This is a genomic window from Siminovitchia sp. FSL H7-0308, from assembly GCF_037980985.1.
Lineage (GTDB): Bacteria > Bacillota > Bacilli > Bacillales > Bacillaceae_C > Siminovitchia > Siminovitchia thermophila.
In genome coordinates this window covers 3,406,149-3,432,512 of sequence record NZ_CP150282.1, presented here as the reverse complement: position 1 = coordinate 3,432,512, position 26,364 = coordinate 3,406,149, and the positions used below count along the sequence as shown (strand labels likewise).

The following is a 26,364-nucleotide window of genomic DNA, read 5'->3' as shown; positions in this document are numbered from 1 at the left end:
CTAAAAAATATACCTTAATGTACCTCGCATTCCATAACGATTGTGGCTGACCGCTATATCCCGGAAAACATGAACGATGGGGAGGTTATTACTGGGAAAAAGCAAGAACATTTGATTAATGTGTTTACATGTTTTCAGCAAGATCACCCTAGCAGTAAGCTCTGCTTATCGGCATGAAAAAACAGCCTCAAAACTTCATTCTGAGCTTGAGATCCGACATTCCATTTTTCCACTGCTTTGTCCCTTCGTCTCATTTATGAAGGCCATCCAACGATGTTGCGATGACACTTGGAATAAATCGTAACGCAACAGAAATTAACAGCCCTATAAGGTGGAAAATCCGGTTCGCTTGTTGAGACGGGCATTGAAGGCCGAAAAAAAGGAATGGTGTGCATGACCTCAGAAAGTAATAAGATGATCAGTACGATAATGTGATGGCGATGGAATGATTAATTAAGTCATTCTTAATTTACGGGATTGAAGCAGCCCGAAGTATACGTGAAAAACATAAGAAAAGCTCCGTAACGATCATAAAAGAAAGAGTCTGTTTGACACAACTAAATCAGCTGATGAAAAAACGAACCATAAAGTGAAACTTCATTCAGTAGGGCTCCTACTGAATGTTAGTTGAACCAATCGGGCATTTAGGTGCCGTTATCTCCCACTTAAACCTTTTATATTCACTCAAGCTTTTGAAGTGGGAGTCTTACGGCACATTACATGCGGGATAAATGGCCCCAGTGTATCATACGCAAGCTTTTAGCGTAGTCAACTTATGTAGACTCCTGCGGGAATAGCTGGAGCTGAAGATCCCGCAGGAAAGCGACCTTTGCTTTCCGAGGAAGCTGAAGCCGGGCACGCGGAAAGCGAAATATGTTGACGTAGCGATGATAGGGATTTTTTTACTCAAATAGGGGAGTGGACATAAGGTAAAAGCTGATTGTTATTCGTAAGAATCTGAGAATAAAACCGTTAAGGTTTTCAAACTGGTGGTTACCCCTAAAAGTTAGAGTAGAAAGTCTCATTTTAGGGGGTAAGTACCACTTGATTTCACGCGGTTTATTCATTTTTACAGGGGTATGTCCCGGCCCCTTTTTTGTTCGCGAACCATAGATTATCTGATGTTTCTCAATTATTAGGCCTTCATTGCTTGCCGTTAATCATTTGCAAATTCGAAGTTTCATTTACCCTTGTACAATAACTGCCTTTTGTATCCAATGGCTGTTATGCCAGATGGATACGAACCCCTTGCTCTTCCCACAGATGTAAATCTAAACCTTCAGCTTCTTTTCCAGTAACGATATCGTCTATTTGCTTAATGCCGGCTACCTTGTGTAAGGAGACACTGCCAATCTTTGTATGATCAGCAACGACGATCACTTGTTTGGCGGCGCGAATCATTCCCCGCTTAGCGGAAACGAGATACTCATCAAAATGTGTTAATCCTTTTTTGTGATGGAGGGCCGGTGTCCCCAAAAAGGCCTTATGAACATGGAGTGTCCCTAAAACTTCATCCGTAATCATTCCATTTAACATAAAGCTATCAGGAAATAAAGTTCCTCCTGTAACGATCACTTTGATTGATTTCGCGGACCGCAGAATCGCCGCAATGTTTATATCGTTTGTTATGACAGTTATATTTTTTCTATGAATGATGGCATTCGCGATATGAAGGGTTGTTGTACCCGAATCAAGAATGATATTTTCTCCGTCTTTTATTAGCTCTGCTGCCTGTTTGCCAATACGTGATTTTTCCTCGTATTGGACGGTGGTACGTTCTTGGAAAGGGGGCTCAGAATGTACTTCCTCATCTATCATGACGCCTCCATGTGTTCTAATGAGCAATCTCTTTTTTACTAATGAACGAATATCACGCCTAACGGTTGCCTCATGAACGTTAAAATGCTTAGCGAGATCTGAAATGGTAGTGGCGGTATTGTTTCTAACATACTTTAATATTTGTTGTTGTCTTTCCAATGGCAACATTGAATGCACCTCTTGAATCAATATTTGGATGTTCGAGAGAGGAACTCATCCTATTCTATTATGCTCTTTTTTTTCTCTTTGTGCTTAAATAAGCTCATTTAAATTCAATTTTAACAGGTTCTTTACAATATATTAACAAAAAACATAATCATTATTGATAATACAATAGTAAAATGCTAACTAAATCTAATTTGTTGTTCGTTTTTAACATAAATGAATAAAAACGAATAGTTTACCTATGGTTATACCGGTTTGTTTCACTCAAATATGTTCATTTTTGTTTAAGTAAGTGTTTACAAGCATTTTGTTTCTTAGTATCCTATTAATCGAACAGTTCAAAAATCACCTGTTTATTTGAACGTTTAGATGTAATGGATAGCAGAAAGGAGCTCGACATTTTGTTAGAAACAAAAGAACAAATTCAATCCAATGTTTATCAATTGATAAAACCTGGTGTTTTTAAAGAAGTAAACATATCTCACCCCTTACAAAACGGGGAAGTAGTCGTTGAGCCTACTTTGGGAAGCATCTGTCATGCAGATCTCCGTTATTTTTCTGGTCAAAGAAGGCCTGAAGCGCTAAAAGAAAAACTGCCAATGGCATTGATTCATGAGGGGATTGGAAAAATAGTAAAAAGTAACTTGGACTCGCTGCCCGAAGGGACTCGGGTAGTCATCGTTCCCAACATTCCCGGCTACATTTTAGAAGGAAAGCAAGCAAATGATTGCTGTCCGATATGTCAAAAAGAAATGGGGGATAATTATTGTGAGCATAAGAGATTTTTGGGAAGTGGCTATGATGGGTTAACCCAAAGCAAGATAGTCATGCCTTCTTCTTGTGTGATTCCCATACCAAATGAAGTTCCAGATGAAATAGCTGTTTTATCAGAATTGTGCACAGTATCATATCAAGCGCTTCGTTCGATTAAGGAAAAGCTGCAAAACTCAACCGTCGCCGTTTTTGGAGACGGACCAGTAGGTTATATTACAGCCACGATGCTTACACACATATTTGGCATAAAAGAAGATAGACTTACAGTTTTTGGAGCGGATGCTGATAAGTTGAAACATTTTGATTTCGCGAAATGTTTCAATGTGTTGAATGATCATTTCTCAGAAGGCAATCAATATGATATTGCCATTGACTGTACAGGAGGCAAATTTTCCGAAAATGCCATCAATCAGGCGATTGATCTCTTAAACCCGCTGGGTGAAATCATTTTGCTTGGTGTTTCCGAGGAAAAAGTTTGGATTAATACAAGAGATGTTTTGGAAAAAGGCATCTCGTTGAGAGGAAGCAGTAGAAGTTCATTCTCCGATTACCCGCCTGTTTTAAAAGCCATGAAAAACCCTTCTTACCAAGAGGCGTTAAGAGCGTTGCTTCCGAGAAAAAGGACAGAGATTACATCTGTAGAAGATTTGAAAAATGTAATGGATGACGCGCTTCAAAACCGTGGATGGGAAAAATGTTTATTAGAGTTCCATTGGTGATTTGCAAAATTGTGCTTTTCAACAATAACAAATTGATGCGAGGGGGTACGTTGATTGGCGTCCATAGAATTTAAGCAAGTTACAAAAACATTTCAGCAAAATGTAGTGATCGAAGATTTAAATTTAAAAATTAAAGACGGCTCTTTTACAGTATTGGTAGGACCTTCTGGTTGTGGGAAGACAACTCTTCTTCGAATGATAGCCGGGATTGGTCCTCAAACATCTGGACAAGTAATGATTGGCGAAAAAGATGTGACAAATATTCCGCCGGGTAAACGTGGGGTCTCAATGGTATTTCAAAACTATGCGCTTTATCCGACAATGACTGTCAGGGGAAACATAGAATTTGGATTAGTCAATCATAAAGTGAAAAAACATGAGAGAAAGCAACTGGTAGGCAGTATCAGTAAAAGTGTCGGGCTCTTCGAATATCTTGATCGAATGCCATCCACTTTATCAGGAGGACAACGACAACGGGTCGCGTTAGCGCGCGCCATGGTAAAAAATCCATCCGTCTTTTTAATGGATGAACCATTATCAAATTTAGATGCAAAATTAAGGGCGCAAATGAGAATTGACTTGATTGAACTACATAGAAAACTGGGGACTACTTTTGTTTATGTAACTCATGACCAAGTAGAAGCGATGTCTATGGCAGACACAATCGTATTAATGAATAAGGGAGTGATTCAACAAGAAGCGCCGCCTGAAGAAATGTACCGTGATCCTAACAACTTATTTGTTGCGCAATTTATCGGGGTTCCTCCCATGAATATCTCAAACTTGGGCGTAGATCATGTTAAGTTTGGTTTTCGACCAGAGAAACTTATATTATCTACTTCACCGATCAAATCCTATTTTTCAATAAAAGGAAGGATCGTTACGCGTGAAATGTTAGGATCGGAGACGATCTATCAGATCAGATATAATGATATTTCTTTTATGGCAAAAAGTACCGAAGACAAATACCAAGTTGATCAGGATATTAACGTAGGGGTTCAGGCGGAAGATATATTCTTCTTTGGAGAAAACGAAGAACGGATTCGGCCAGATCATCCAAATTTCCAAAGCTATTTGGAAAAGTTAAGGGAGTATTAGGATATGAACAAACAGAAAGTATGGGAGAAGTTGCGTCCATATGTAATGATTGGTCCTGCTATGATGGGGATATTTATTTTTGTCATTTATCCAATATTGAATTTGATCTACTTAAGTTTCTTTGACTATAACTTAATGAACAAAGCAAAAAGTAAGTTTGTAGGGTTCGACAATTATGTACAGATTCTTTCGCGAAGTGATTTTTATAAATCGCTAAGCAATACGTCTTTATACACATTGGGTGTCGTTGTACTAACAATGACCATCTCTATATTGATTGCCCTATGGCTAAGTAAACAAACGAAACTAAATTTTGTCATTCAAGCTGGATTGTTTACGCCCCATATCGTCTCCATCGTATCAATCGCGTTGATATGGTTGTGGATGATGGAGCCGGGTATAGGATTTCTCAATTATATTTTGAAAACTTTGGGATTGCCGACTTCCCAATGGTTACAGAGTTCCAAAACAGCTTTAATTTCCATCATTATTGTCTCCGTATGGCAGGCGATCGGATATTACATCATTATCATCGTTGCGGCATTACAAGGTGTATCGCCTAGTATTTATGAGGCAGCCGCGCTGGATAATGCGAAAAAATCAAAAGTATTTTATAAGCTCACATTACCATTAATTTCGCCACAACTCTTTTTCATTTTGGTCATTATGACGATTGGTTCCTTTAAAGTATTTGACACTGTCAGAATAATGACGGGCGGGGGACCGAATAATGCGACCAATACGCTAGTCTACTATATTTACGAATACCGAACAACGAATATAGGGTATGCTTCAGCCACTGGTGTGATTTTAATGTTCATTATTGGTCTGTTAACAATCATATATTTCCGGTTGCTGTCTAAAAAGATATTTTATCAATAGAATGAGGTGGCACCAGGAAGGGGGAGCATGATTGAGTTCAGGATTTTTTCCGCGTTTTAAAGGAACAGTAAACATTCTATTAAAGATACTTGTATTATTAATCTTTATATTTCCGTTTTTATGGATGATCTCTACATCCTTACAAACGTTTCAAGAAACAATGGCATTTCCACCTACGTTGATTCCTGAAGTACCGCAATGGATTAACTTTGTAGATGCGATGCAAGCAGGACCATTTGTAACTTACGCCAAAAATTCAGTGATCGTGACAACATCCATTATTGTCATTCAGCTGTTGATTATGATACCAGCTGCGTATGCATTTGCCAGATATGACTTTTTTGGAAAAAAAGTATTGTTTGCCCTGGTAATACTTGCATTTATGATACCCGGGCAGATTACCTTCATTCCAGTGTATTTGATGATGGCCGAGTGGGGACTTATAAAAACCCTGCTTCCCCAAATACTTCCATTTATGACCAATGCCTTCGGGATCTTTTTATTACGACAGTATTTTATGCAAATACCTGATGAAATTATTGAAGCGGCACGGCTTGATAACGCAAGTGAGTTTAAAATTATGTGGAAAATCATGACGCCCATGTCAAAACCGGCGCTTGCAACCATTGCATTATTTAGTTTCGTCAGTCATTGGAATGATTATTTCTGGCCGCTTGTCATGACGGATTCTGCCGAGGTCCGCCCGCTAACATTAGGAATTGCGATGTTAAGACAAACGGAAGGAATTAGTAATTGGCATATAATTATGGCCGGAAATGTGGTCTTAGTACTGCCGATATTGATTATTTATGTATTTTGCGCAAGGCATATTGTGAAAGCATTTGTTTATTCAGGGATTAAATAATTCCTAATAATAAAAATTTTCGGAGGGGAAGAAATGAGAAAACATATTTTGATGATTTTGATAGTGGCAATCATCTCAATGTTGCTTATTGCCTGTAGTTCTGATAGTTCGTCCTCAGGAGGAAATGATGATGCCGGGAAGAAGAAAAATGGTGAGAAAACGACGATTCAGTTCTGGCACGCATTAGGCGGTAAAAATGGTGAACTAATTGATGAAATGTTAAAACGTTTCAATGATTCACAAGATGAAATTGAAGTTGTTGGTTCTTTTCAGGGTGGATACGATGAAGCGGTCACGAAATTACAACAATCCATCTCGGCCGACACTTCTCCCGATATTGCGATGATAGAACGGGCATATGTAGAGATGTTTGCTGATTCAGAGGTGCTAGAAGACTTGACACCTTATTTTGAATCAAGTGATCTAAATGTTGACGATTTTACAGAGGGATTAATGGGTCATTCGTATTTTAATGATCAGCTTCTCTCTCTTCCATTTAACCGTTCGACTCCCATTTTACATGTGAACAAGTCAATGCTGGATGAAAACGGCTTAGAGGTTCCAACTACTTGGGAGGAATTGAAAGAAGTGGCGAACGCCTTAGTGATTAAAGAAGGAGATGAATACAAACGTTATGGATTTAGTATGCCTTACGATACTTGGTATCCAATTGCCATGATTACTCAATCAGGTGGAACATTTTTTAATGAAGATAATACATCGGTTGGATTTTTTGATAATGGTGTAGGTGAAGAAGTATTTTCATTTTTAAAAGACGTACAAAGTACTGGCGCTATGTATTATCCTCCTGCCCAGGACTCGGGTAATATCGTTAACCAAATGTTCATGAGTGAAAATATCGGAATCATGTATCAATCAACTGGTACAATCGGTACTTTAATGGAAAATGTTGAGTTCGATTATGTCACAACGTTCCTGCCTAAAAATGATGAATACGCAGCACCTACCGGAGGCGGGAATATTGCTATGCTTGCCGGTTCGGAAAATAAAGAAGCAGCATGGAAATTTATCGAATGGATGTTGAAAGAGCCGGAAGGATTATTACAGTTTGTCATAGATTCGGGCTATCTTCCATTTACTAACACGATGGTTGAATCGCAAGAGATGAAAGAACTGTGGGCAAAAGAACCAAATCGACAAGTAGCTTATGAACAGCTTGAACATGCTGTTGACACGAACAAGGATGTTGAATGGCCAGTCATCATGCATGAGTTCTTCTCCGCAATAGAAGCGATTATGTATAATGACGAAGAAATTAAGCCTACATTGAAAAATTTTAAAGAAGAAACAGAAAGAATTTTAAATAAGTAAGGAAGTAGATCCATATTATGATAGAACAACTTCAATCAAAAACCGGTATAATCGTTGCGGCCCACCGCGGATATAGTGCTGAATATCCGGAAAACACTCTGTTGGCGTTTCAAAAAGCAGTTGATCTTGGAGTTGATATGATTGAGTTTGATTTACGACTATCTAAAGACAATGTAGTCGTCATTATTCATGACGATACTGTCGATAGAACGACAAATGGGACAGGCATGGTAAATGATTTTACATTAAAAGAATTAAAAGAGTTGGATGCTGGTGAAGGGGAAAAGATTCCCACGCTGGAAGAATTTTGCGAATCACTTCAACCGTATGCTGAATTACTTTTCAATGTTGAAATCAAGCCATGTGATCAAGCGATTGAAGTCGCCGACCGTACGGTCGAATTGCTTAAAAAATATGATTTCCTTGATAGATGTGTATTTACGAGCTTTGATGCAGAAGTGATTACGCATCTTCATGACAAATACAATGTAAAAACACAAGGTTTTCCCGGGGAGAAAATGCTTCATTATATTCCCGGTGAAGACGGGACCATTTCTAAAATATGGGCAATCGGAATGAGCATGAAGTTATTGAACCCTGAACTTGTACAAAGTTACAAAGCTAAAGGAAAACTGGCATGGTGCTATTGTCCGGACGATATGGAGCAAGTCAAATACGCGTTGGATTGTGGAGTAACGTTATTAACATGTAATGATCTATTACCTGCATTAAAGTATATTAAAAAGTAGAGGCGGAAATAGGAGAAGCTTTTTTCGTGGAATAGAACAAAAAAGCGGGGTGTCAAATCGCGAGAATTGACACCCCATTTTAGCACCAGGGAGGATTCCCAAAATGAGCAGAGTCGAGAAAACACTTGGCATCGGAATGGATAGCGTAAAGAGACGACTATGCAGGGACAGGGCTATTTCTGTCATGTTTAAAAAATTCGACACCTCCACTGCGACTTTAACCGTTGATAGAACAATATTTTAGGCAGGATGTGTGACATACAAAATGAATCGACTGTTTCAGTTATGTAGGAAAATACCAATGATGCTAATCATCGTCATTCTGATTTCTACAATTCCTCTTACGACAAAGGCAAAACAGCCAGTACCTAATACAAACATGTTTGTTTTATCAAACGAAGGGCTTCCATTCATTCAAGACAAGCCATTGCACAATGGCACGGTACTGCAATCTTTTGCTTTTGATGATGAAAATAAGCATATCTATGTTGTGCAATTAATGGCTGGTGGTCAACAGCTCCCGGATGAAAATGAACCAGTCAGTGGGGCAATCAGGGCTAAAAATGGTGATGTAACACTGACGAAATTAGATCAAGAGGGCAATAAGTTAGGTCATATGTACCTAAAAGGATTCGGCCACGGAGTCCAAATTGGTGTAGAGGTTGAAAACGGGGTTACGTATTTATGGACTGAAACGGATGCAGTTACAGAAGGAAATGACGGTTGGGGAACACAGATTGCTAGATTTCCATTTGAGAACGGTACTATACGAACACCAGATTCTCCAGTCCTTGAAAAACATAAACTTATCGAAGGAGCTGAGCGTACAACTGTCAACATTGATAAAGCTCACGGTTTACTGACAATGCGATACAGATTGGATGGAAGTTTTCGATATGGTGTGTTTGATTTAGAGCAAGTGAAGAAAGGAAACTACCATCCTATTGCGGATGTTCCGCAACCTCCCGTTGGAACATTCCAAGGTTTTGCCTCATACGGAACATATTTGTATTTATTAGAAGGTAACGCCTATGGGGTCAACGGATCGGTTGCGCCTTACGGTAATACGTATGTAACAGCGGTCGATTTAAATTCTGGAAAGGCGGTAGCCAGACAATTGATTTCGGCGGGCAATGCAATGACATTTAGGGAACCTGAAGGTATGGCTATTAGAATCCCTGATCCAAAACAGCCTCATAAAGCTCAATTACATATTGGTTTTGCATCAAACGCCGCGCCAAATAGGTTGGCTAATATATATTATTTTGATCAACTCATGCCAATAAATAGTAACCACCACCGGTGTTCATTATTAAAGGAAAATCATTAATGTAGAAGAAATGATCGTATAATCTAGGTTGGGTAGGAGTGCGGTTCGGTACTAAAGCTAAGGATGGGTTTTCATGGATTCCTGTTTTGACTGAAATGAATCATTGTTGACAGCTGCGATATAAGTTACCGGCCAAAGTTTTCTAATATCGAGCACCTACCCATTGCTTTCCCAAACGGAAGGTTGGGGCTGTCTAAAAAGTCCAACTTAGAGTAAAGACGCTAAAACTTAAAACCCAAGAATGTTGATTTTACAGCATTCTTAGGTTTTATTTTTTTTGCTTTTCAAGCTCCCATATTATTTTTCGGACAGCCCCAGCCCCTTTTCCATTTAGCGCCTTCGTCGTTTTTATCAATTCATTTTCCATAAACTTGGCTATCCGTGAAAGATATGGCGGCTTTCACACGGTAGGATGAACGAGTGAAAAAATGCGGCAGCAAATGTATGTATGACTATTTTTTCAATAAAAAATGATTCTTTAATAGTTCGCACAATCAATCTCTGATTCAACCCTCTCATTTGTTTTCAATGGTGCAATCGGTTGTGTAAGAAATATATTACTTTATGTATGAAATACTTTACTTATTGTAAAAAATATATTACTATCTAGGTGAAGGAGATGGTGTCGATGCCTTTGATGAATAGAAAAATAAAAAATCGTATAGTCATTCTTCGTGCTGAACGCAACTTATCACAAAAGGATGTGGCGGACGGCGTAGGAGTCAGTCGCCAAACAATTATTTCCTTAGAAAAAAATAGATACAATCCTTCATTAAAATTGGCATTTGATCTTGCCCTTTTTTTTGGTGTAGATGTGCATGACGTTTTTCAGTATGAATTGGAGGAGGATCATTAATGGAAATATTTTACACTAGTTTAAGGTTACTATATGTCATCATTTTCTTTGCAGCATTATTGATATCATTGCGTTTTGAATGGGGATCTGAAGGAAGCGACGAGAGGGGAAAAACAATCGCTAATCAATCATACAGTATTCTTTTTCCGATGTTGCCGCTTGGATGGCTCACCATTGAAATGGTCGATCAATTTATACAGCCTTTAAACTATGAAACTTACAAGCTGCTTATTTGGTTCTTAATGACGGGGCTCACCATCATACATGCTTTCAACATCATGATACTAAAAAGGAAATATTAAATAGAAACTTGAGACTCATCGGAGTGCGCCATTGTGAGCACTATTCGCCTTTAACAAGTAGTGCTGCATGATGGTATATTTTGACATGATTTGAAGATTTTGTAGGGGCGCTCCTCACCACTTTTATCCCGCATGTAAGGTGCCGTAAGACTCCCACTTCAAAACGTGAGGGTGATACCAAAGGTCTAAGTGTGATAAAACGGCACCTACATGCCCGATTGGTTCAACTAACATTCAAGGAGAAAAGCATTCCTTGAATGAAGTTTCACTTTATCCCGCATGTAAGGTGCCGTAAGCCTCCCACTTCAAAACGTGAGGGTGATACCAAAGGTCCAAGTGTGATAAAACGGCACCTACATGCCCGATTGGTTCAACTAACATTCAAGGAGAAAAGCATTCCTTGAATGAAGTTTCACTTTATCCCGCATGTAAGGTGCCGTAAGCCTCCCACTTCAAAACGTGAGGATGATACCAAAGGTCTAAGTGTGAGAAAACGGCACCTAAATGCCCGATTGGTTCAACTAACATTCAAGGAGAAAAGCATTCCTTGAATGAAGTTTCAATTTATAAGGAGGCTATTTTATTGAATATTTATGCGTGGATAGGACTGATGGGAATTCTTTTACTCTCCAGTGTTCCGCTGTTCAAAAAGTCACAACGATCAAAGGGGAATATCCTGCGATTTGCCGTCACAACGGTGATTGTATTGGGTGTCATCTTTTTTGTTGAAGTAATGGGTGTTTCTTTTATACTGGCGATTATCGCAGGCTGTATTCTTTTGATTTTATTGGATAAAAAAACATACACGAAAAAAAGAATGATGATTTACGCCTCTTTGACACTCATCATCATAACAGTCTTGTATTTTTTATTGAAACATAATCCCGAGTACACATTAAACCACCTGATGAAACATCCAGAAAGCTCTTCTTTATTTGTTGCGATGAATGATGAAGAAATGATTACGTATCAATCTGATATACCGCGGCCGCTGGCAAGTGTTGTAAAAATCATCGTCGCCATCGAATACGCCTATCAAATTGAAAATGGCGATTTGCATAAAGACGCAACCGTTCCACTAGAAACAGTCAATCGTTATTATATAGAGAATACCGATGGCGGCGCCCATCAAAAATGGCTGGAACAAATGGAGGAAGCAGGTCAAATTGAGAATGATAAAGTGAAGCTGCACGATATCGCAAAAGGGATGATTGCCTTTAGCTCCAATGCAAACACTGATTATCTGATTGATGTACTGGGCGTTGAAAGCATCAACAATCGCATCGACCAATTAGCGTTAAAAGACCATGACGATGTGTATCCTCTTGTAGGAGCATTGTTAGCATTAAATGAATATAAAAAGGAAAAAAAAGATACTGACTGGCAAAAAGAATTAAGAGAAATGTCTGATGAGAACTATAAAAAAGAGGCCCTTATACAAAGCGAAAAAATGAAGCATAAAAAGATAACAGTTGCAGGGGTAGACCTTTCTGTAAAAGAACAGCGTGTTTGGTCTGACCGCATGCCAAAAGCCTCTCCAGCCACATACGGAAGACTGCTTCATATGATCTCCAGAGAAGGCTTCCCTTCAGAAATATCCCATACATTACGAGACCTGATGGAATGGCCAATGGAAATGATCCCGGAAAATAAAGAACATTATCGCTACATTGGAGCAAAAGGAGGCTCGACTGCCTTTATTTATAATCAAGCGATGTATTTTGAGGATCTTTCTGGCAATCAAATGGAATTTGTGCTGTTCATGGATGACTTATCATTATGGGAGTCAATGATGCTGCAATTTCATTCTAATTCTTTTATTGTAGAAATGGTGAATAATAAACAGTTTCGAAAAAAAATCCAATCCACACTGCAAGCTTACGCAAAATAAGCGTTGAGCAATTTAACTGTGCTAATTCTTGTCAGCTTGGCGATTTTGGTATCCATCGTCATGGAGCAGGATTCAATTTAATTCTTTACTCGGCTTGTGGAAAAAGCAATTGTTTTCCACAAGCTTTTTTCGTTTGAAAATCTTCCGGAAGAAGAGTGAGCGGCCTTTAGGTTCCTAGTCGCATTTATTATCTGGTTATTAAAATAATTACGAATAAAAATCTTTCCATTGTCATGAGTGTTCATCTTGTGTATATTGTATATATAGTGTATATACAATATTTGATTAGAGGGTACCCAATATGCAAATTATCATATCCAATAGTTCTAAGGCACCCATTTATGAGCAAATTGCCAACCAAATAAAAAAGCTTATTTTAACCTCCCAATTAAAGGAGGGTGAGCCTCTGCCTTCCATGAGGCAGCTGGCAAAGGATTTACAAATAAGTGTCATTACGACGAAAAGGGCTTATGAGGAATTGGAGAAAAATGGCTTTATTTACTCGATTGTAGGAAAAGGCTCGTATGTGGCAGAACAAAACGTAGAAATCATTCATGAAAAGAAGCTGAAGGTCATGGAAGAAAAGCTGGTGGATGCGATTCAGAATGCCAAAGAAATGGGCATAAGCCTATCAGAGCTTAAAGAAATGCTGACGCTATTATATGAGGTGGATTGAGAATGGAAAACGTCATCGAACTGCGAAATGTAGAAAAAACGTTCAAGGGTTTTCAATTGCAAAATTTTTCCTTGGATGTAAAAAAAGGTTATGTTACTGGAATGATAGGCCCTAATGGGGCGGGGAAATCAACTACGATTAAATTGATCATGAATTTAATAAAAGCAGACCGCGGGACGATCAAGGTCTTTGGCATGGATTATGAAAAAAATGCAAAAAATATCAAAGAAAAAATTGGCTTTGTCTGTGATGAAAATGTGTTTTATGAAGATTCAACTTTAAAAGCGATGAAAAATATTATACGTCCTGCATATACACAATGGGATGAGAGTCAGTTTAACTACTATGTTGAATTATTCGAACTTCCGCTAAAGAAAAAAGTAAAGACTTTTTCTAAAGGAATGAAGATGAAAGCTTCGCTGGCCATGGCTCTATCCCATCATCCAGAATTGTTAATCATGGATGAACCAACATCTGGACTTGATCCTGTATTTAGAAGGGAATTGTTAGAAATTCTTCGCGAGTTAATGCTTACAGGAGACAAAACGATTTTGTTTTCAACGCATATTACAACAGATTTAGATCGGATTGCGGATTATATTACCTTTATACATGGCGGAAGGCATATTTTCACAAAGGAAATGTATCAAATTGAAGAACAGTATGCCATCGTAAAAGGCAGCCTTGATTTGCTGGATGCCGATACTGAGAAAGAATTTATTTCAATCAGAAAAACCGAAAGCGGCTTTGAGGCATTGACAGAACATAAAGAACGGGTGATGAACATATTTGGGGAAGAAGCCATAATAGAAAAACCAACGTTAGAAGACATCATGTATTATACAAATAAAGGAGAGGTCTAGATGTTGGATTTGATTAAAAAAGATGTTCGAATTCAGAAGAACTATTTTATTTTTTATTTAGCCCTTATTGGTTTTTTTGTATGGGAAAATATCCCAAATGCCACGATTGTTGTTGCGATGAGTTTAGCTTTTATAATGAATACCTTGTATTATGACATGAAGGATCAGGTGAATATTTTATTAAACTCTTTGCCTTACACGCGAAAAGAAATTGTCAGCTCAAAGTATGTCGGTACAGTTCTTTATACAACAGGCGTAGTGCTGTTGGTTTATATGGGACATTTACTCATTAATGGAAATATCTCCGCATTTTCATTGGAAAATATCTTGGTTGGCTTTGGATTGGTGATGTTGATTACGTCATTTAGCATACCGTGCTCTTATATATTTAAACCACAGCATGTACTGATGGGCGGCATGATTTTAATGGCTATTTATTTACTTACCTTTAAATTAATTTCTGAATTTTTTCAGGAGTCATTTCGGACTTTTATCAACTGGTTGATGAAAACTCCTGATGTACAGCTTTATTTGATGGGCGGCATCTTCGTTCTTATCTTGTTCGGGTTATCTTGGTTACTTTCCATTAGAATTTATGAAAGAAAAGCCTTTTAGGTGACTGAAACCGAAGAGTGGAAGAAACAGCTTTCGCTCTTCTGTTTCTTTTTCGATGGTTGAATAGCATGAAAGTATTTCTCGATTGCGGAACGAGTAACAAATGGGAAAAAAGAGATTATTTTTGCCGATTGCCGAATTTTATCCCGCATGTAAGGTGCCATATACACCACATCAAGACTTGAGTAGATACAAAAGGTCGAAGTGGGAGAAAACGGCAAAATGCCCGATTCGTTCAACTAATATTCAGTAGGAGGTGGAAGGAAACGCCTACTGGATGAAACTTCACTTTATTTGGTGAAGAATGAGTGAACGAAGAGGAAATAGGGAGTATGTCAAGGTTCATGATAGTAAGAATCATTCTACTTGTGGTAGCAGAAGCTTTTACACATATTTTTTCTGAATTCGGCTTTTTAAAGAAAGTCTTGGCGCTCCTTATAGCCATTATGTCAATCGGATACCTTGCATTACGCCATCAGAATGAAAAGCAGGACGTGCTGTTGCCGATCTCAGTTTTAGCTAAACGCAAAGCGAGAAGTTGGGACATGCTACTTCCGGGTTTTCCCATATGAGATAGCAAAACGTCCTATCAGTATAAATTCTAGCGACATTCGAATACCGTTTTTCTGAAGAGGTTTTTCCCTGGCAAGGAACCTCTTTTTTTCATGCTCTGCCTTGGATTTTCACTTCTGTTCGGGTTTTCTTAACCTGGGCTAAAAAGCAGAATTAGAATGCAAGAAAAGAGAAGAACATGAAGTGTAAGGCTGGTAAGGTAGTTTTATCCACCATATAAGGTGCCGTAAGCCTCCCACATCAAAATCTTGAGTGAAAACAAAAGGTCCTAAGTGTGAGAAAACGGCACCTAAAAGCCCGATTGGTTCAACTAACATTCAGTAGGAGCCCTACTGAATGAAGTTTCACATTATGAAAGAGGTGTGGCCAGTGGAAAAACGATCGATTGGGTTATATGAAGGTGTCGCATTGTATATTGCCGCGATTCTTGGTTCGGGTGTCCTTTTTTTATCCGGTGTAACGGCTTCGATAGCAGGCCCGGCATCTATACTGTCTTGGTCCATTGTGGTGATGATCAGCTTTCCGCTTGCTTATTCATTTGCCTGTCTGGCTCGTGAATATCCCGACGCTGGAGGAGCAGCCACATTTGTTCGGCGTTCCTTTGGTGATCACTTAGGCAATGTGGTTGGCTGGTTATATTTTGTCACTGCCGCGGTTGGCCAAACGGTTGTCTCGATGTCTGGTGCTTTTTACATCAGCCTTGCTTTTGGGCTGGACGATTTTGAAAGGGCAGGGTTGGCGATCATCATCTTGCTGATTGCAGGGATAGCCAATTATCATGGTGTTGTGGTAAGCGGTAAAGTTGCGCTGGTGATCAGCGCCTGTCTGCTTTTTTTATTACTTTTTACAGTGCTTGTCTCATTAGTCCATATCGAATGGGGAAATTTCACGCCCTTCGTTTCTAATGGCTGGTATTCTATTGGGAAAGCAGTAACCGTTATTTTTTGGTCATTTTTTGGATGGGAAGCTATTTGCAACCTCGCTCATCATTTTAAAAAGCCGGAAAAAAATATTGTTCAAAGCACGATTGTCAGCGCCGTAATCATAAGCATATTGTTCCTGGCATTAAGCTTTGTTACAATCGGCACCGGAACATACGGAAATATAGACAGCAATTTATCGCCAATTGGCGTGATGATGGGAGAAACAATTGGAGTGGGAGCTCAAATAGTGACGGCCATTTTAGCCCTCATTATATGTATTGGAACGTCTAATGCATTTGTAGCCAGTTTGGCCCAACTCGGATATTCGTTGGGAAGAGATGGGGCTTTTCCCAAAAAGCTCGCCGTTTTACATGGAACAAAACAAATTCCCAGACGCATGGTGATATTTGTCGTTGCCTTTGCAATAGTGGGAGTTGTTACGACAGAGTTCTATTCAATGTCTTTCAATGATATTCTGTTTATACCGACCTCCTTGGGTGTATTTGTATATATTCTTTCAATGGCGGCAGGTGTTAAGCTGTTCGCTAATCGCACATTTCCTTGGTGGTGCTCGCTCCTATCACTTATTCTGTGTATATTAGTACTGCCGTTTTTTCAATTGTATTTGACAGCCCCATTCATCGTCATTGTGTTGTATGCGGGCTATATGACACTACAGAAAAAGGTTTGGCCTTCAACTGGCGAGCATTTCCATGATTAGAAATGAAGCATTCACTAGCAGTAAGCCTGATGATTAAGAAACCGAGGTAAAAGGTGAAGTGTAGTTGGTGTTCAACACCCGGTAAAAGCTTGATGGGGCTCAACAAATAATCAGTGGAGTATTGAGTTTCACTTGATAAAAGGGGAGGTTGCTGATGGCAGCGGAAACTGCATTTTCAACGGCATTCATGTGGGAAGCGGTTGTTACGTGTAATCAACAATATGATGGCAAGTTTTTTTATGCCGTGAAAACAACAGGCATATTTTGTCGGCCTTCTTGTAAATCCAAGACCCCGAATTACAAAAATATTTGTTTTTTCAAAACGGCCAAAGATGCCTTGCAACAAGGGTTTCGGCCGTGTAAACGATGCAAGCCCGAATTGCACGTTGACATGTATGATCCTCAATTAGAAGTGGTGGAACAAGCAAAAAACTATTTGGAAGATCACTACCATGAAAAAATTTTACTACGCACTTTAGCAGGAGAAATTGGAGTAAGCCCGTACCATTTAAATCGGATTTTCAAAGAGAAAACGGGTTTTACTCCTCATATGTACCTGGAACATATGAGAATTGAAAAGGCGAAGAATTTACTCTTGTCTACGGCTTACAGCAGCACTGAAATTTGCTTTCAAGTAGGGTACCAAAGTTTTTCCAGCTTTTACAGGCAGTTCAAAAAAATATCCGGATGTTCACCAAAACAATTTAGAGCGGAAAAGGGATGGAAATTGTGACTTTGCTAAGTGGACTATCCTTGTCACGTTTCTTTTTCTACGGATATGCGGCTCCCGAGATCCTCAAATAGAACGCTGAAAATAGGATAATATAAAAGAGTAGTTTCAACCAGAAGGCTTTCTATATGTATCCAAACTAATGAAGTTTCGTGGATTGAAATAGATCACTGTAATAGATTCTTATATGACCAAACGAGCGCACTCTATAATAGTGCGTGGATTGAAGTCACGAGAAAACCCAGATGAATGCTCGTCAATCACCAGTCGCACTAAAGATATCACCATAGTAAGGGTTTTGAGAAAAAAGTGAAACACTTGAGGTGACCACTAACGTTCCTATGATTGTCTTCTCTTTTATCCCGCATGTAAGGTGCCGTAAGGCTCCCACTTCAAAATCTTAAGTGAATACAAAAGGTCTAAGTGTGAGAAAACGGCACCTAAATGCCCGATTAGTTCAACTAACATTCAAGGAGAAAAGCATTCCTTGAATGAAGTTTCACTTTATTTTGAACTCCCCCTTGGTTTTATCCAAAATCCCATCTAAAACGGCATAAAAATGCCCGAGAATCTCTAAATAGATGAAACTTATTTCGAAGTCAGGACGTAACTACTATAGTCTATACTTGAAGTGAAAGAACGAATGATAGGGAGGATCAAAATGAAATTATATGTAGTCGACAGCATTAGGACGAATAATTTTCATGACGGCCAATTCATTGGAAAAATCACAACGATGTGGGAGGAAGCTTATCGCCATCTGGGACAACATCAAGATGACATATTTGGGGTTTATTATGATTATGAATCAGATTACAAAGGCGATTATTCATTAAGCGTTGCCATTGAAGATCGTTTTGGTGAGACATGTATTGAAATACCGAAAAGCGAAAATTATAAAATTTTTAAAGTGGATGCCAGTGATGAGCAAGGTGTCGTAAAGACTTGGGGAAAGATATGGGAACAAGAAGAAGCGGGATTATTGGCGAGAGCTTACTCCTATGATTTTGAAAAATACTTACCAAATGGAGACATTGAAATTCATATCGCGGTTCAATCATAAAGGATAAAAAAACTCATTTTGAATGTCTCCCTTCACAATAAAACAGGCCCAGCGGCCTGTTTTCGTTTCATTCAATGATGATCGTCTTGCCTCGGATCGACTGCTGCAAAAACTCTTCAATACTCTTGGATACTTCCGTCGTTTTATTCCAACAGGTGAAACAGAAATCCATTCTCAGAAATCTTTTTTTGTTTTTTTTATTGTTTCATTTGATCGATCTTTTTTTCAGCGGCTTTGCCTTTTTAAAGTAATAAGGTCAACACGATGTCCGATTTTGTCTTGAGTGGCTATAACATTTTCTCTCCAGGATGAATGTTTATGTTTACGCCACGGGTGGCAGGCCCTATGGTATCTTTAAAATAGAGCTTGTTTTAAAGGAGGAAGAAGGGTGGACAGTATTATATTTGATCTGGACGGGACGTTATGGGATTCGCGGGAAAATGTCGCTAAAGTCTGGAATCAAGTTCTTAAACAATATTCCGATGCAAGAGGAACGATTACAAAAGATGATTTAAAGAAGACGATGGGCTTGCAAATCCAAGATATTGCAAAGGTGCTATTTGATTATTTGGATGAAGAACGTCAATTGGCCTTAATCCGGGAGTGCTCCCAAGTTGAAAATCAATACTTGTTGGAAAACGGCGGAACGTTATATCCGAGGTTGGAAGAGGTATTACAAGAGCTCTCCCAAAAATATCCATTGTTTATTGTGAGCAATTGTCAGGAAGGGTACATTGAATCATTTTTTGCATTTCATCGTCTTGAAAAATATTTTGTAGACTTTGAGAACCCGGGGAGAACCGGACTGACGAAAGGGCAAAATATCGAGCTTATTATGGAGCGAAATCATTTGTCTTCTCCCATTTATGTTGGTGATACCCAGGGAGACCGTGACGCCGCAGCTTATGCAGGCATTCCTTTTGTTTACGCTGCATACGGGTTTGGAACAGTAGAACAATATGATGCTAGGATTGAGCGGTTCGAAGATTTGCTTCAGCTTTGAGAGTGGACTGTTACGGTGATATGGCCATCATGATTTTGTTGAAACAGGAGGTGAAGAAGTGGCGTTGTACTACAAGGAATATGGAATGGACAAGTCTCCCTTAATGGTTTTTATTCACGGCGGCGGGGTCAGCGGCTGGATGTGGGACAAGCAAGTGAACCACTTCTCTACTAATTTTCATTGTCTCGTTCCCGATTTGCCTGAGCATGGACAAAATAAGGGCAATTCCTTATTCACGATACATTCGAGTGCGGAAAGAATCATAGATTTGATTGAGGAAAAAGGCAAAGGAAAACCGGTGATTGCAATCGGTTTTTCTTTAGGGGCCCAAGTGCTCATTGCTATGCTTGGGATGAAGCCGGATGTGGCTGATTACGCAATGATCAACAGCGCTTTAGTGAAACCGATCCCCTTTTCGAGAGTAATAGCAAAAATGTTGGCTTTCACCCATCCGTTAATAAAAAATAAGACGTTTTCCAACATTCAAGCCAAATCTATGTACATACCTGAATCCTATTTCGATATTTACTATGAAGAAAGTTGTCAAATGAGTAAAGATACTTTCATGAGAGTCATGGAAGAGAACATGTCTTTTACGATCCCCAATAACTTTGAAATCGCGACCGGCCACATTTTGGCAACGGTTGGCGAGAAAGAGAAAAAAATCATGAAACAGTCTATGAGTGCGATTGTGGACAGTCATCCGAACTGCGAAGGCATGGTCATTCCCGGAATGGGCCATGGTTTCTCTTTAGCCGATCCAGAAGGGTTTCATCAATTGGTAGAAAACTGGTTGAACGAGCATTAATCATATCTCACCATTTCTTTTTCCGTTCATGTATACATAGGAATGTATTGGAATCAATAATGGGGCATATTTGAAAGGAGCTCTGCCAATGCCAATAGATTTAAGGAGTGATACAGTCACATTACCCACTCAGAAGATGCGCGATGCGATGCGGGATGCTGAAGTGGGAGATGATGTATATGGCGAGGACCCGACGATTCAGCAATTGGAGCGGTTAGCTGCCGAGATGGTGGGGAAAGAGGCTGCGTTGTTTGTCACGAGCGGAACACAAGGAAATCAGGTGGCTGTTTTATCACATACACAACGTGGAGATGAGATCATTTTAGAGGAAAACTCCCATATTTTCTATTATGAGACAGCTGGGATTTCGACAATTGCCGGTGTTCAGGCGAGGACGATTAAAGGGGTGAATGGACAAATGCCCGTTCCTGATATCGTTGCGGCAATACGGGAAGATGATGTCCATTGTCCGAGAACCGCTTTGATTTGCCTGGAAAACACGCATGCTGATTCGGGCGGGCGAATTTTGCCCTTGCATTATATGGAAGAAGTGTACCAAGTTTCCAGAAAGCATGATATTCCTGTCCATTTGGATGGCGCGAGATTATGTAACGCAGCCATTGGCCTTGGTGTTGACCTTAAAGAAATAACAACATATACAGATAGTGTTCAATTTTGCTTATCTAAGGGATTAAGCGCACCAATGGGCTCCATTTTAGCAGGGTCTAAAGAATTGATTGAAAGGGCGAGAAAGTGGCGGAAAATGCTGGGCGGCGGAACCCGCCAAGCAGGGATTGTCGGGGCTGCCGGCATTGTGGCGCTTGAAGAAATGATTGACCGCCTAAAAGACGATCATCGTCACGCGAAAAAGCTTGCTGAAGGATTGGAGCGTATTGCCGGAATTGACATTGACGCGAACGGTGTTGAAAGTAATATAATGATGTTTTCTGTTGCTGGTTTAGGGATGGGTGCGGAAGAATTTATAAAGCGATTAAACAGGTTGGATGTTTTAGCCAACCGCTTGGGGCCATACAGAATTAGATTTGTGACGCATAGAGGGATCACGGGTGAAGATATTGACAGGACTATTGAAGTGGTCAAGCAGATAGCCGGCAGTAATCATTCAAGCTAATGACGAGAGGCTGATCATCATATCAGTGGAAACTGAGTGGATGATCAGTCTTTTTCGTCAATACATGAATATTACTTTACCACCGATGTACCTTGCGGACGGACCTTTTCCTTGCTGGAATCTCGCCAAACTGCAACCGCCCCGATGGCTAATAGGAAAGTAATGCCTGTAATCAGCAATAAATACCATATATTTTCCTTAAGTATGCTGCTGTTTCCACCAAAGACAATGGCGTAATAACCGTCTGCCCCATATGTGGCCGGCAGGAAAGGCGCCAGGGCATGATAACCTTTCGCCAACAGTTCCCTCGAAACCAATACACCGGACGTGACAAGTTGAAGGGAGAGGGCCAAAATGTTGAACACCATGCCGAGATTGCCGAAGAGAAAGACAAATACTTGAGCGAACGTTAGGAAGGACAAAAACATAATGGCTTGAAAAAGATAGATCATTCCAAACGGTTCCTGGCTTGTAACGGCAAATAACTTCATGAGACTGATGGTCAAAAACGGCAGCAGGAAGGCGACCCCCACATTAATCAACTGTCTGGCAAAGAACAGTCTCCATTTTGAATAGGCGGATCGAATGGTTGTGGCGGCTTCATGAATTTGCATAATCATAACCATGGCACCGGCAAAGGAAGAAATGATTACCATGAGTGGGACAAGGTTGGCTGAAAATTCTTCAGCGGCATTTGTTTTCTTGATGACTCCCTCAACCGGTTCTGGATCAATGGATGCAATGGCAGATTGCACCGCTTCCTCAATGGCTTGTGCAACCGGCTGTTCCAAAGGCATCTCCTGCAACTTCTGCTCAAACATCGCCGTCCCTGCAGCTTTCTGAAGTAAGAACACTTTTTCGTTAAGCTCATGATTCACTTGCTTTGCAACTTGCTCCATCATCGTTTTGCTGGATGTTGCGTTTGCCTGGTTGATCCAGTAATAAATGGAAGGGCGTTCTTCCGATTTTAAAGAAGATGTGAAATTTGCTGGTATGTGAATAATCATTTCTATTTTCCGCTCATCCATTTCACGGGAAGCTTTTTTGAAAGTACTGTATTGCTTTACTTGGAAGGGGAGAGTTTGCCCAAGTTCCTTCGCTATGTCCATTTCATTCTTTTGGTCTTCATTCACAACTCCGATTGACAGATGATCTGTCCGATCCTGCACTCCTTTATAAGCGGTCAACCATACGGAGAAAAAGATGAGCTGAAACATGATGGCCGCCATGATGCCCATATAAGTAGTCCTTACCTTAAAAAATGCTTTTAATTCTTTCATGAAAATTCCTCCTTGTGTGTAAGTGCTTGCTTGCATGTAGGTCAAAATTTTTTCTAGGGGGTGATTCCCCTAGAAAAAATAAACACACTCGTTTTCAGCAGTTGGTGAATATCCAAGTCGGTGATCTTTGGGCCCAACCGGATATAGGAGATGAAATGGCCAAAATTGATGGCAATGAAGGATAAGGATACTTCTTCTACATTGATATCCAACAGTTTCCCTCTTTTTTTCATTTCTTCGAAATACCCCATTAACTGCTCTTTCAAAAAGCGGGGAACATTTGCAAGTTCTTCACCAATTTCTGGAAATGTCCCCACTTCTTTGATGGCGATCAGAACTAAGTCCTTAATGGGTAACATAGATTGAAAGTATTTGTTTGCAAAATGAAATAAATCTGTTTCCAATTCATATATGACATCCGTTTCAATTGTTTTTTGCAAAACCGGGCCATAAGAGAGTTTGTCAATGATCGCTTTTAAAATGGCGCGTTTATTTCCGTAATGGCGGAAGATTGTTACTTCATTGACACCAGCAAGCTCAGCTATCGAGCGGGTTGTGGCAGCGGCATATCCTTTTTCGCTGATCAACCGGATAGCGGCATCAAGAATGCGGTCAGATGTAGACTGTGAAGGCAAATAGGTCAACTCCTTGATAAATGCAAGTGATTACTTGCATGGTAGCATGGATATAATAAAAAGGCAACAGTGTTTCATTCCGATTGTTACAAAAGAATCCGCGGAAACTTGCTGCAATATAGAGTTCATGCATTACGCAAAACAAGGTGTGTAAAGGCTTGTCGCCCGTTGAATCAAAACATACGTGAACCACAGTATGGATACGGAGGTAATATTTGTAACACGATTGAAACAATAATGCAAGGTGATTGTAAAGTCATTCTGTCGAAAATTGATGTTATAATCATTATGGATTACATACAGAATGTCGGATATATGCTTTATTGACGAAATAGAGCATTTTTTAGCAGTTAAGATTACAAAGAGAGAGTTTTTAGGGGGAAACGTAAAATTGAAAAAAAGATTACTCGTATCCGTATTGGGCACAGGTCTGTTACTTTCTTCACTTCCAAATAGTGTCGCATTTGCGAATCAGAATTTGGATCAGGAGATTTCAGCGAAAAAGCAGGAGCTTTCATCTTTGCAAGCAAAAGAAAAGGAAATCAATGATCTTTTGGGAACATTGGAGGCCAAAGTGAATGAAACAAATCAAAAAATAGCAGGGGCCGAAAAAGACATTGCAAAAACGAAAGAAGAAGCGAAGCAATTGGAAACAAAAATCGCCGAGGTGAAAGAGCGGCTTGAAAAACGCAAAGAAGTATTGCAAAATCGGGCTCGGGCCGTCCAACAAAACGGAGGTTCCTCCAACTATCTGGATATGATTGTAGAGGCGGAAAGCTTTGGAGATTTAGTTGACCGCACGATGGCAATGTCAAAAATTCTAGACGCTGATAAAATGATTATCGAGGAGCAAAAGAAAGACCAACAAACATTGGAAGCTTCTGAAGCGGAATTACAAAAGAAGTTGGCTCAAGTCGAGAGCGACTTGACCGAAATAGAAGCGTTGAAAGAACAGCTTACATATCAAATGAACGATAAGAATAGCTTGCTTGCGGCCATGAAAGAGCAAAAAAATGAAGCAAATAAGGAATTGAAAGATTTAGAGATCCAAAAGGCTGCCATTCTCGCAGAAGCGCAACAAGCGAAAGAAGAGGCAGCAGCTTCCGGCAATGCAACAGCAGAATCATCATCTGGCAATGGAACAGCAGCAGCATCCGGAAATACAGCGGCTGCACAGACAACAAACACATCAGGTGGTAAGGCGGTCAAGAGTAGCAAGCCTTCTGCGCCATCCACTCCTACATTTAAAAAAGGATCATCGGCTATTGAAACAGCCATTAATGCGGGTTCTTCACTGATCGGCCGTTCTAGCTATAAGTTTGGAGGAGGCAGGTCTCCTAGTGATATCGCAAACGGATTGTTTGATTGTTCTTCATTTATCCATTGGTCCTTTAAGTCTGCAGGTGTGAGTGTCGGGTCTTCAACGGGCGCGCTTGCCTCTCAAGGAAGAGCCGTCAGCCCTTCGGAAATGAAGAGAGGAGACCTTGTTTTCTTTGATACTTACAAGAAAAACGGTCATGTCGGCATTTACCTTGGCAATGGAACTTTCTTAAACTGCAACTCTACTGATGGTGCGGCTATTGATAGCATGGGTTCAAGTTATTGGAGCGGAGTTTTTAAAGGCCACGTCAGACGTGTAGTTGAATAAGACTGAACAGCAAAAGCAGGGGGTTTTCCTCCTGTTTTTCGTTTGCGTGTTTTTGGGTGTTACTCATTTCACAACGGTGAAACATGATATTGGCTTTTCGTTGAAGGTCTTTTGCCTAAAAACAAACCATTCAGCGCAAATGTCCATCCGCTTTCTTGTACATCTCACCTCTTTGATTTTTTTCACTGGCGTTCTTGGTGAACAAAAATCCCCTCCAATTTAATGTAATCAACCTAACTGGAGCCTTATTTGACGAATCTACAACCATTACGAATGATGCTATCCACTCATTTTATTTTGAATATTATGACTTTTGTATTCGCGCATGTTCGCTCTTTAAATCATAAAAGGGGGACAGGTATGAGCAGTATCTTTTGCAACCAATGTGCAAGTACTCATGGTGATTGTTTAAACGTAAAAAGTATAAAAGGAAAGTTCACTTTATCCCGCATGTAAAGTGCCGTAAGACTCCCACTTCAAGATCAGAGTTGATACAAAAGGAAAAAACGGCACCTAAATGCCCGATTGGTTCAACTAACATTCAGTAGGAGCCCTACTGAATGAAGTTTCACTTTATCCCGCATGTAAAGTGCCGTAAGCCTCCCACTTCAAAATCTTGAGTGAATACAAAAGGGCTAAGTGGGAGAAACGGCACCTAAATGCCCGATTGGTTCAACTAACATTCAGTAGGAGCCCTACTGAATGAAGTTTCACTTTATCCCGCATGTAAAGTGCCGTAAGCCTCCCACTTCAAGATCTTGAGGGAATTCAAAAGGTCCAAGTGGGAGAAAACGGCACCTAAATGCCCGATTAGGTTCAACTAACATTCAGTTAGGAAATGGAAGAAAACTCCTACTGAATGAAGTTTCACTTTATTTTTTCTTTTGGCCTTTTCAAACGATCTGTTGGTATG

24 protein-coding genes are annotated in these 26,364 nt (G+C 39.8%); 21 read left to right on the top strand and 3 right to left on the bottom strand.

Features of this window, described 5'->3' with window-relative positions; all coding sequences use genetic code 11:
- Positions 1 to 1,224: 1,224 nt before the first annotated feature.
- Positions 1,225 to 1,986, bottom strand: coding sequence for a DeoR/GlpR family DNA-binding transcription regulator (locus MHB50_RS16220; RefSeq protein ID WP_077112793.1), 762 nt, complete (start codon positions 1,984 to 1,986; stop codon positions 1,225 to 1,227).
- A gap of 398 nt (positions 1,987 to 2,384) precedes the next feature.
- Here MHB50_RS16220 and MHB50_RS16215 point away from each other — a divergent pair, with 398 nt between their 5' ends.
- The 20 genes from MHB50_RS16215 (at position 2,385) to ltaE (ending at position 21,888) form a co-directional block, all read left to right on the top strand.
- The gene (locus MHB50_RS16215) at positions 2,385 to 3,476 is read left to right on the top strand and encodes an alcohol dehydrogenase catalytic domain-containing protein (protein ID WP_236017066.1); all 1,092 of its coding nucleotides are present in this window, start codon (positions 2,385 to 2,387) and stop codon (positions 3,474 to 3,476) included.
- 54 nt (positions 3,477 to 3,530) lie between these two features.
- Entirely contained in the window at positions 3,531 to 4,574 is a 1,044-nt protein-coding gene (locus tag MHB50_RS16210) for an ABC transporter ATP-binding protein (protein ID WP_077112797.1), read from the top strand.
- 3 nt (positions 4,575 to 4,577) lie between these two features.
- Positions 4,578 to 5,456, top strand: a complete 879-nt coding sequence (locus tag MHB50_RS16205; RefSeq protein WP_077112799.1) for a sugar ABC transporter permease — start codon at positions 4,578 to 4,580, stop codon at positions 5,454 to 5,456.
- A 124-nt stretch (positions 5,457 to 5,580) separates the two neighbouring features.
- Complete coding sequence (locus tag MHB50_RS16200; RefSeq protein WP_139345674.1) at positions 5,581 to 6,321, top strand: carbohydrate ABC transporter permease; 741 nt, start codon at positions 5,581 to 5,583, stop codon at positions 6,319 to 6,321.
- Between the two features lie 33 nt (positions 6,322 to 6,354).
- A complete protein-coding gene (locus MHB50_RS16195) occupies positions 6,355 to 7,653 on the top strand; it encodes an ABC transporter substrate-binding protein (RefSeq protein ID WP_340084215.1) in 1,299 nt (432 codons plus the stop codon).
- Between the two features lie 17 nt (positions 7,654 to 7,670).
- Positions 7,671 to 8,402: a glycerophosphodiester phosphodiesterase family protein gene (locus tag MHB50_RS16190; protein ID WP_340084214.1), complete on the top strand. Its 732-nt coding sequence runs from the start codon at positions 7,671 to 7,673 to the stop codon at positions 8,400 to 8,402.
- A 103-nt stretch (positions 8,403 to 8,505) separates the two neighbouring features.
- On the top strand, positions 8,506 to 8,646 hold the full coding sequence (locus tag MHB50_RS16185) for a hypothetical protein (RefSeq protein WP_340084213.1): 141 nt from the start codon (positions 8,506 to 8,508) through the stop codon (positions 8,644 to 8,646).
- A 57-nt stretch (positions 8,647 to 8,703) separates the two neighbouring features.
- Positions 8,704 to 9,732: a hypothetical protein gene (locus tag MHB50_RS16180; protein ID WP_340084212.1), complete on the top strand. Its 1,029-nt coding sequence runs from the start codon at positions 8,704 to 8,706 to the stop codon at positions 9,730 to 9,732.
- 637 nt (positions 9,733 to 10,369) lie between these two features.
- Positions 10,370 to 10,588: a helix-turn-helix transcriptional regulator gene (locus tag MHB50_RS16175; protein WP_077112816.1), complete on the top strand. Its 219-nt coding sequence runs from the start codon at positions 10,370 to 10,372 to the stop codon at positions 10,586 to 10,588.
- Positions 10,588 to 10,890: a hypothetical protein gene (locus MHB50_RS16170; RefSeq protein WP_077112808.1), complete on the top strand. Its 303-nt coding sequence runs from the start codon at positions 10,588 to 10,590 to the stop codon at positions 10,888 to 10,890. Before MHB50_RS16175 ends, MHB50_RS16170 begins: the two co-directional genes overlap by 1 nt.
- Positions 10,891 to 11,473: 583 nt before the next feature.
- Positions 11,474 to 12,781: a serine hydrolase gene (locus MHB50_RS16165; protein ID WP_340084209.1), complete on the top strand. Its 1,308-nt coding sequence runs from the start codon at positions 11,474 to 11,476 to the stop codon at positions 12,779 to 12,781.
- A gap of 301 nt (positions 12,782 to 13,082) precedes the next feature.
- Positions 13,083 to 13,457 carry a GntR family transcriptional regulator gene (locus MHB50_RS16160; RefSeq protein WP_077109752.1) on the top strand — a complete coding sequence of 125 codons (375 nt, stop codon included), beginning with the start codon at positions 13,083 to 13,085 and terminating at the stop codon, positions 13,455 to 13,457.
- Between the two features lie 2 nt (positions 13,458 to 13,459).
- Entirely contained in the window at positions 13,460 to 14,320 is an 861-nt protein-coding gene (locus MHB50_RS16155; RefSeq protein WP_077109751.1) for an ABC transporter ATP-binding protein, read from the top strand.
- On the top strand, positions 14,321 to 14,935 hold the full coding sequence (locus MHB50_RS16150; RefSeq protein ID WP_340084208.1) for an ABC-2 transporter permease: 615 nt from the start codon (positions 14,321 to 14,323) through the stop codon (positions 14,933 to 14,935).
- A 942-nt stretch (positions 14,936 to 15,877) separates the two neighbouring features.
- Positions 15,878 to 17,152, top strand: a complete 1,275-nt coding sequence (locus tag MHB50_RS16145; RefSeq protein ID WP_340085355.1) for an amino acid permease — start codon at positions 15,878 to 15,880, stop codon at positions 17,150 to 17,152.
- 187 nt (positions 17,153 to 17,339) lie between these two features.
- Complete coding sequence (locus MHB50_RS16140) at positions 17,340 to 17,885, top strand: bifunctional transcriptional activator/DNA repair enzyme AdaA (RefSeq protein WP_339165495.1); 546 nt, start codon at positions 17,340 to 17,342, stop codon at positions 17,883 to 17,885.
- 658 nt (positions 17,886 to 18,543) lie between these two features.
- The gene (locus tag MHB50_RS16135; protein ID WP_340084207.1) at positions 18,544 to 18,945 is read left to right on the top strand and encodes an effector binding domain-containing protein; all 402 of its coding nucleotides are present in this window, start codon (positions 18,544 to 18,546) and stop codon (positions 18,943 to 18,945) included.
- A gap of 388 nt (positions 18,946 to 19,333) precedes the next feature.
- Entirely contained in the window at positions 19,334 to 19,948 is a 615-nt protein-coding gene (locus MHB50_RS16130) for an HAD family hydrolase (RefSeq protein WP_339164748.1), read from the top strand.
- Between the two features lie 58 nt (positions 19,949 to 20,006).
- Complete coding sequence (locus tag MHB50_RS16125; RefSeq protein ID WP_077110342.1) at positions 20,007 to 20,756, top strand: alpha/beta hydrolase; 750 nt, start codon at positions 20,007 to 20,009, stop codon at positions 20,754 to 20,756.
- 88 nt (positions 20,757 to 20,844) lie between these two features.
- Positions 20,845 to 21,888 carry a low-specificity L-threonine aldolase gene (gene ltaE / locus MHB50_RS16120; protein ID WP_340084206.1) on the top strand — a complete coding sequence of 348 codons (1,044 nt, stop codon included), beginning with the start codon at positions 20,845 to 20,847 and terminating at the stop codon, positions 21,886 to 21,888.
- A gap of 71 nt (positions 21,889 to 21,959) precedes the next feature.
- Here ltaE and MHB50_RS16115 read toward each other — a convergent pair whose 3' ends face one another.
- On the bottom strand, positions 21,960 to 23,168 hold the full coding sequence (locus MHB50_RS16115) for an ABC transporter permease (protein ID WP_340084205.1): 1,209 nt from the start codon (positions 23,166 to 23,168) through the stop codon (positions 21,960 to 21,962).
- A gap of 53 nt (positions 23,169 to 23,221) precedes the next feature.
- Positions 23,222 to 23,803: a TetR/AcrR family transcriptional regulator gene (locus MHB50_RS16110; RefSeq protein ID WP_339164741.1), complete on the bottom strand. Its 582-nt coding sequence runs from the start codon at positions 23,801 to 23,803 to the stop codon at positions 23,222 to 23,224.
- A 391-nt stretch (positions 23,804 to 24,194) separates the two neighbouring features.
- Between MHB50_RS16110 and MHB50_RS16105 the strand changes: the two genes are divergently transcribed.
- Positions 24,195 to 25,451: an NlpC/P60 family protein gene (locus tag MHB50_RS16105; RefSeq protein ID WP_339164739.1), complete on the top strand. Its 1,257-nt coding sequence runs from the start codon at positions 24,195 to 24,197 to the stop codon at positions 25,449 to 25,451.
- The last annotated feature ends 913 nt before the right edge of the window (positions 25,452 to 26,364 follow it).

Excerpts from the sequence above, each read along its gene's own strand:
- MHB50_RS16220 (WP_077112793.1), bottom strand. The coding sequence starts at position 1,986 with ATGTTGCCATTGGAAAGACAACAACAAATATTAAAGTATGTTAGAAAC.
- MHB50_RS16205 (WP_077112799.1), top strand. The coding sequence starts at position 4,578 with ATGAACAAACAGAAAGTATGGGAGAAGTTGCGTCCATATGTAATGATT.
- MHB50_RS16200 (WP_139345674.1), top strand. The coding sequence starts at position 5,581 with ATGATCTCTACATCCTTACAAACGTTTCAAGAAACAATGGCATTTCCA.
- MHB50_RS16195 (WP_340084215.1), top strand. The coding sequence starts at position 6,355 with ATGAGAAAACATATTTTGATGATTTTGATAGTGGCAATCATCTCAATG.
- MHB50_RS16190 (WP_340084214.1), top strand. The coding sequence starts at position 7,671 with ATGATAGAACAACTTCAATCAAAAACCGGTATAATCGTTGCGGCCCAC.
- MHB50_RS16185 (WP_340084213.1), top strand. The coding sequence starts at position 8,506 with ATGAGCAGAGTCGAGAAAACACTTGGCATCGGAATGGATAGCGTAAAG.
- MHB50_RS16180 (WP_340084212.1), top strand. The coding sequence starts at position 8,704 with ATGATGCTAATCATCGTCATTCTGATTTCTACAATTCCTCTTACGACA.
- MHB50_RS16175 (WP_077112816.1), top strand. The coding sequence starts at position 10,370 with ATGAATAGAAAAATAAAAAATCGTATAGTCATTCTTCGTGCTGAACGC.
- MHB50_RS16170 (WP_077112808.1), top strand. The coding sequence starts at position 10,588 with ATGGAAATATTTTACACTAGTTTAAGGTTACTATATGTCATCATTTTC.
- MHB50_RS16160 (WP_077109752.1), top strand. The coding sequence starts at position 13,083 with ATGCAAATTATCATATCCAATAGTTCTAAGGCACCCATTTATGAGCAA.
- MHB50_RS16155 (WP_077109751.1), top strand. The coding sequence starts at position 13,460 with ATGGAAAACGTCATCGAACTGCGAAATGTAGAAAAAACGTTCAAGGGT.
- MHB50_RS16150 (WP_340084208.1), top strand. The coding sequence starts at position 14,321 with ATGTTGGATTTGATTAAAAAAGATGTTCGAATTCAGAAGAACTATTTT.
- MHB50_RS16140 (WP_339165495.1), top strand. The coding sequence starts at position 17,340 with ATGTGGGAAGCGGTTGTTACGTGTAATCAACAATATGATGGCAAGTTT.
- MHB50_RS16135 (WP_340084207.1), top strand. The coding sequence starts at position 18,544 with ATGAAATTATATGTAGTCGACAGCATTAGGACGAATAATTTTCATGAC.
- ltaE (WP_340084206.1), top strand. The coding sequence starts at position 20,845 with ATGCCAATAGATTTAAGGAGTGATACAGTCACATTACCCACTCAGAAG.
- MHB50_RS16115 (WP_340084205.1), bottom strand. The coding sequence starts at position 23,168 with ATGAAAGAATTAAAAGCATTTTTTAAGGTAAGGACTACTTATATGGGC.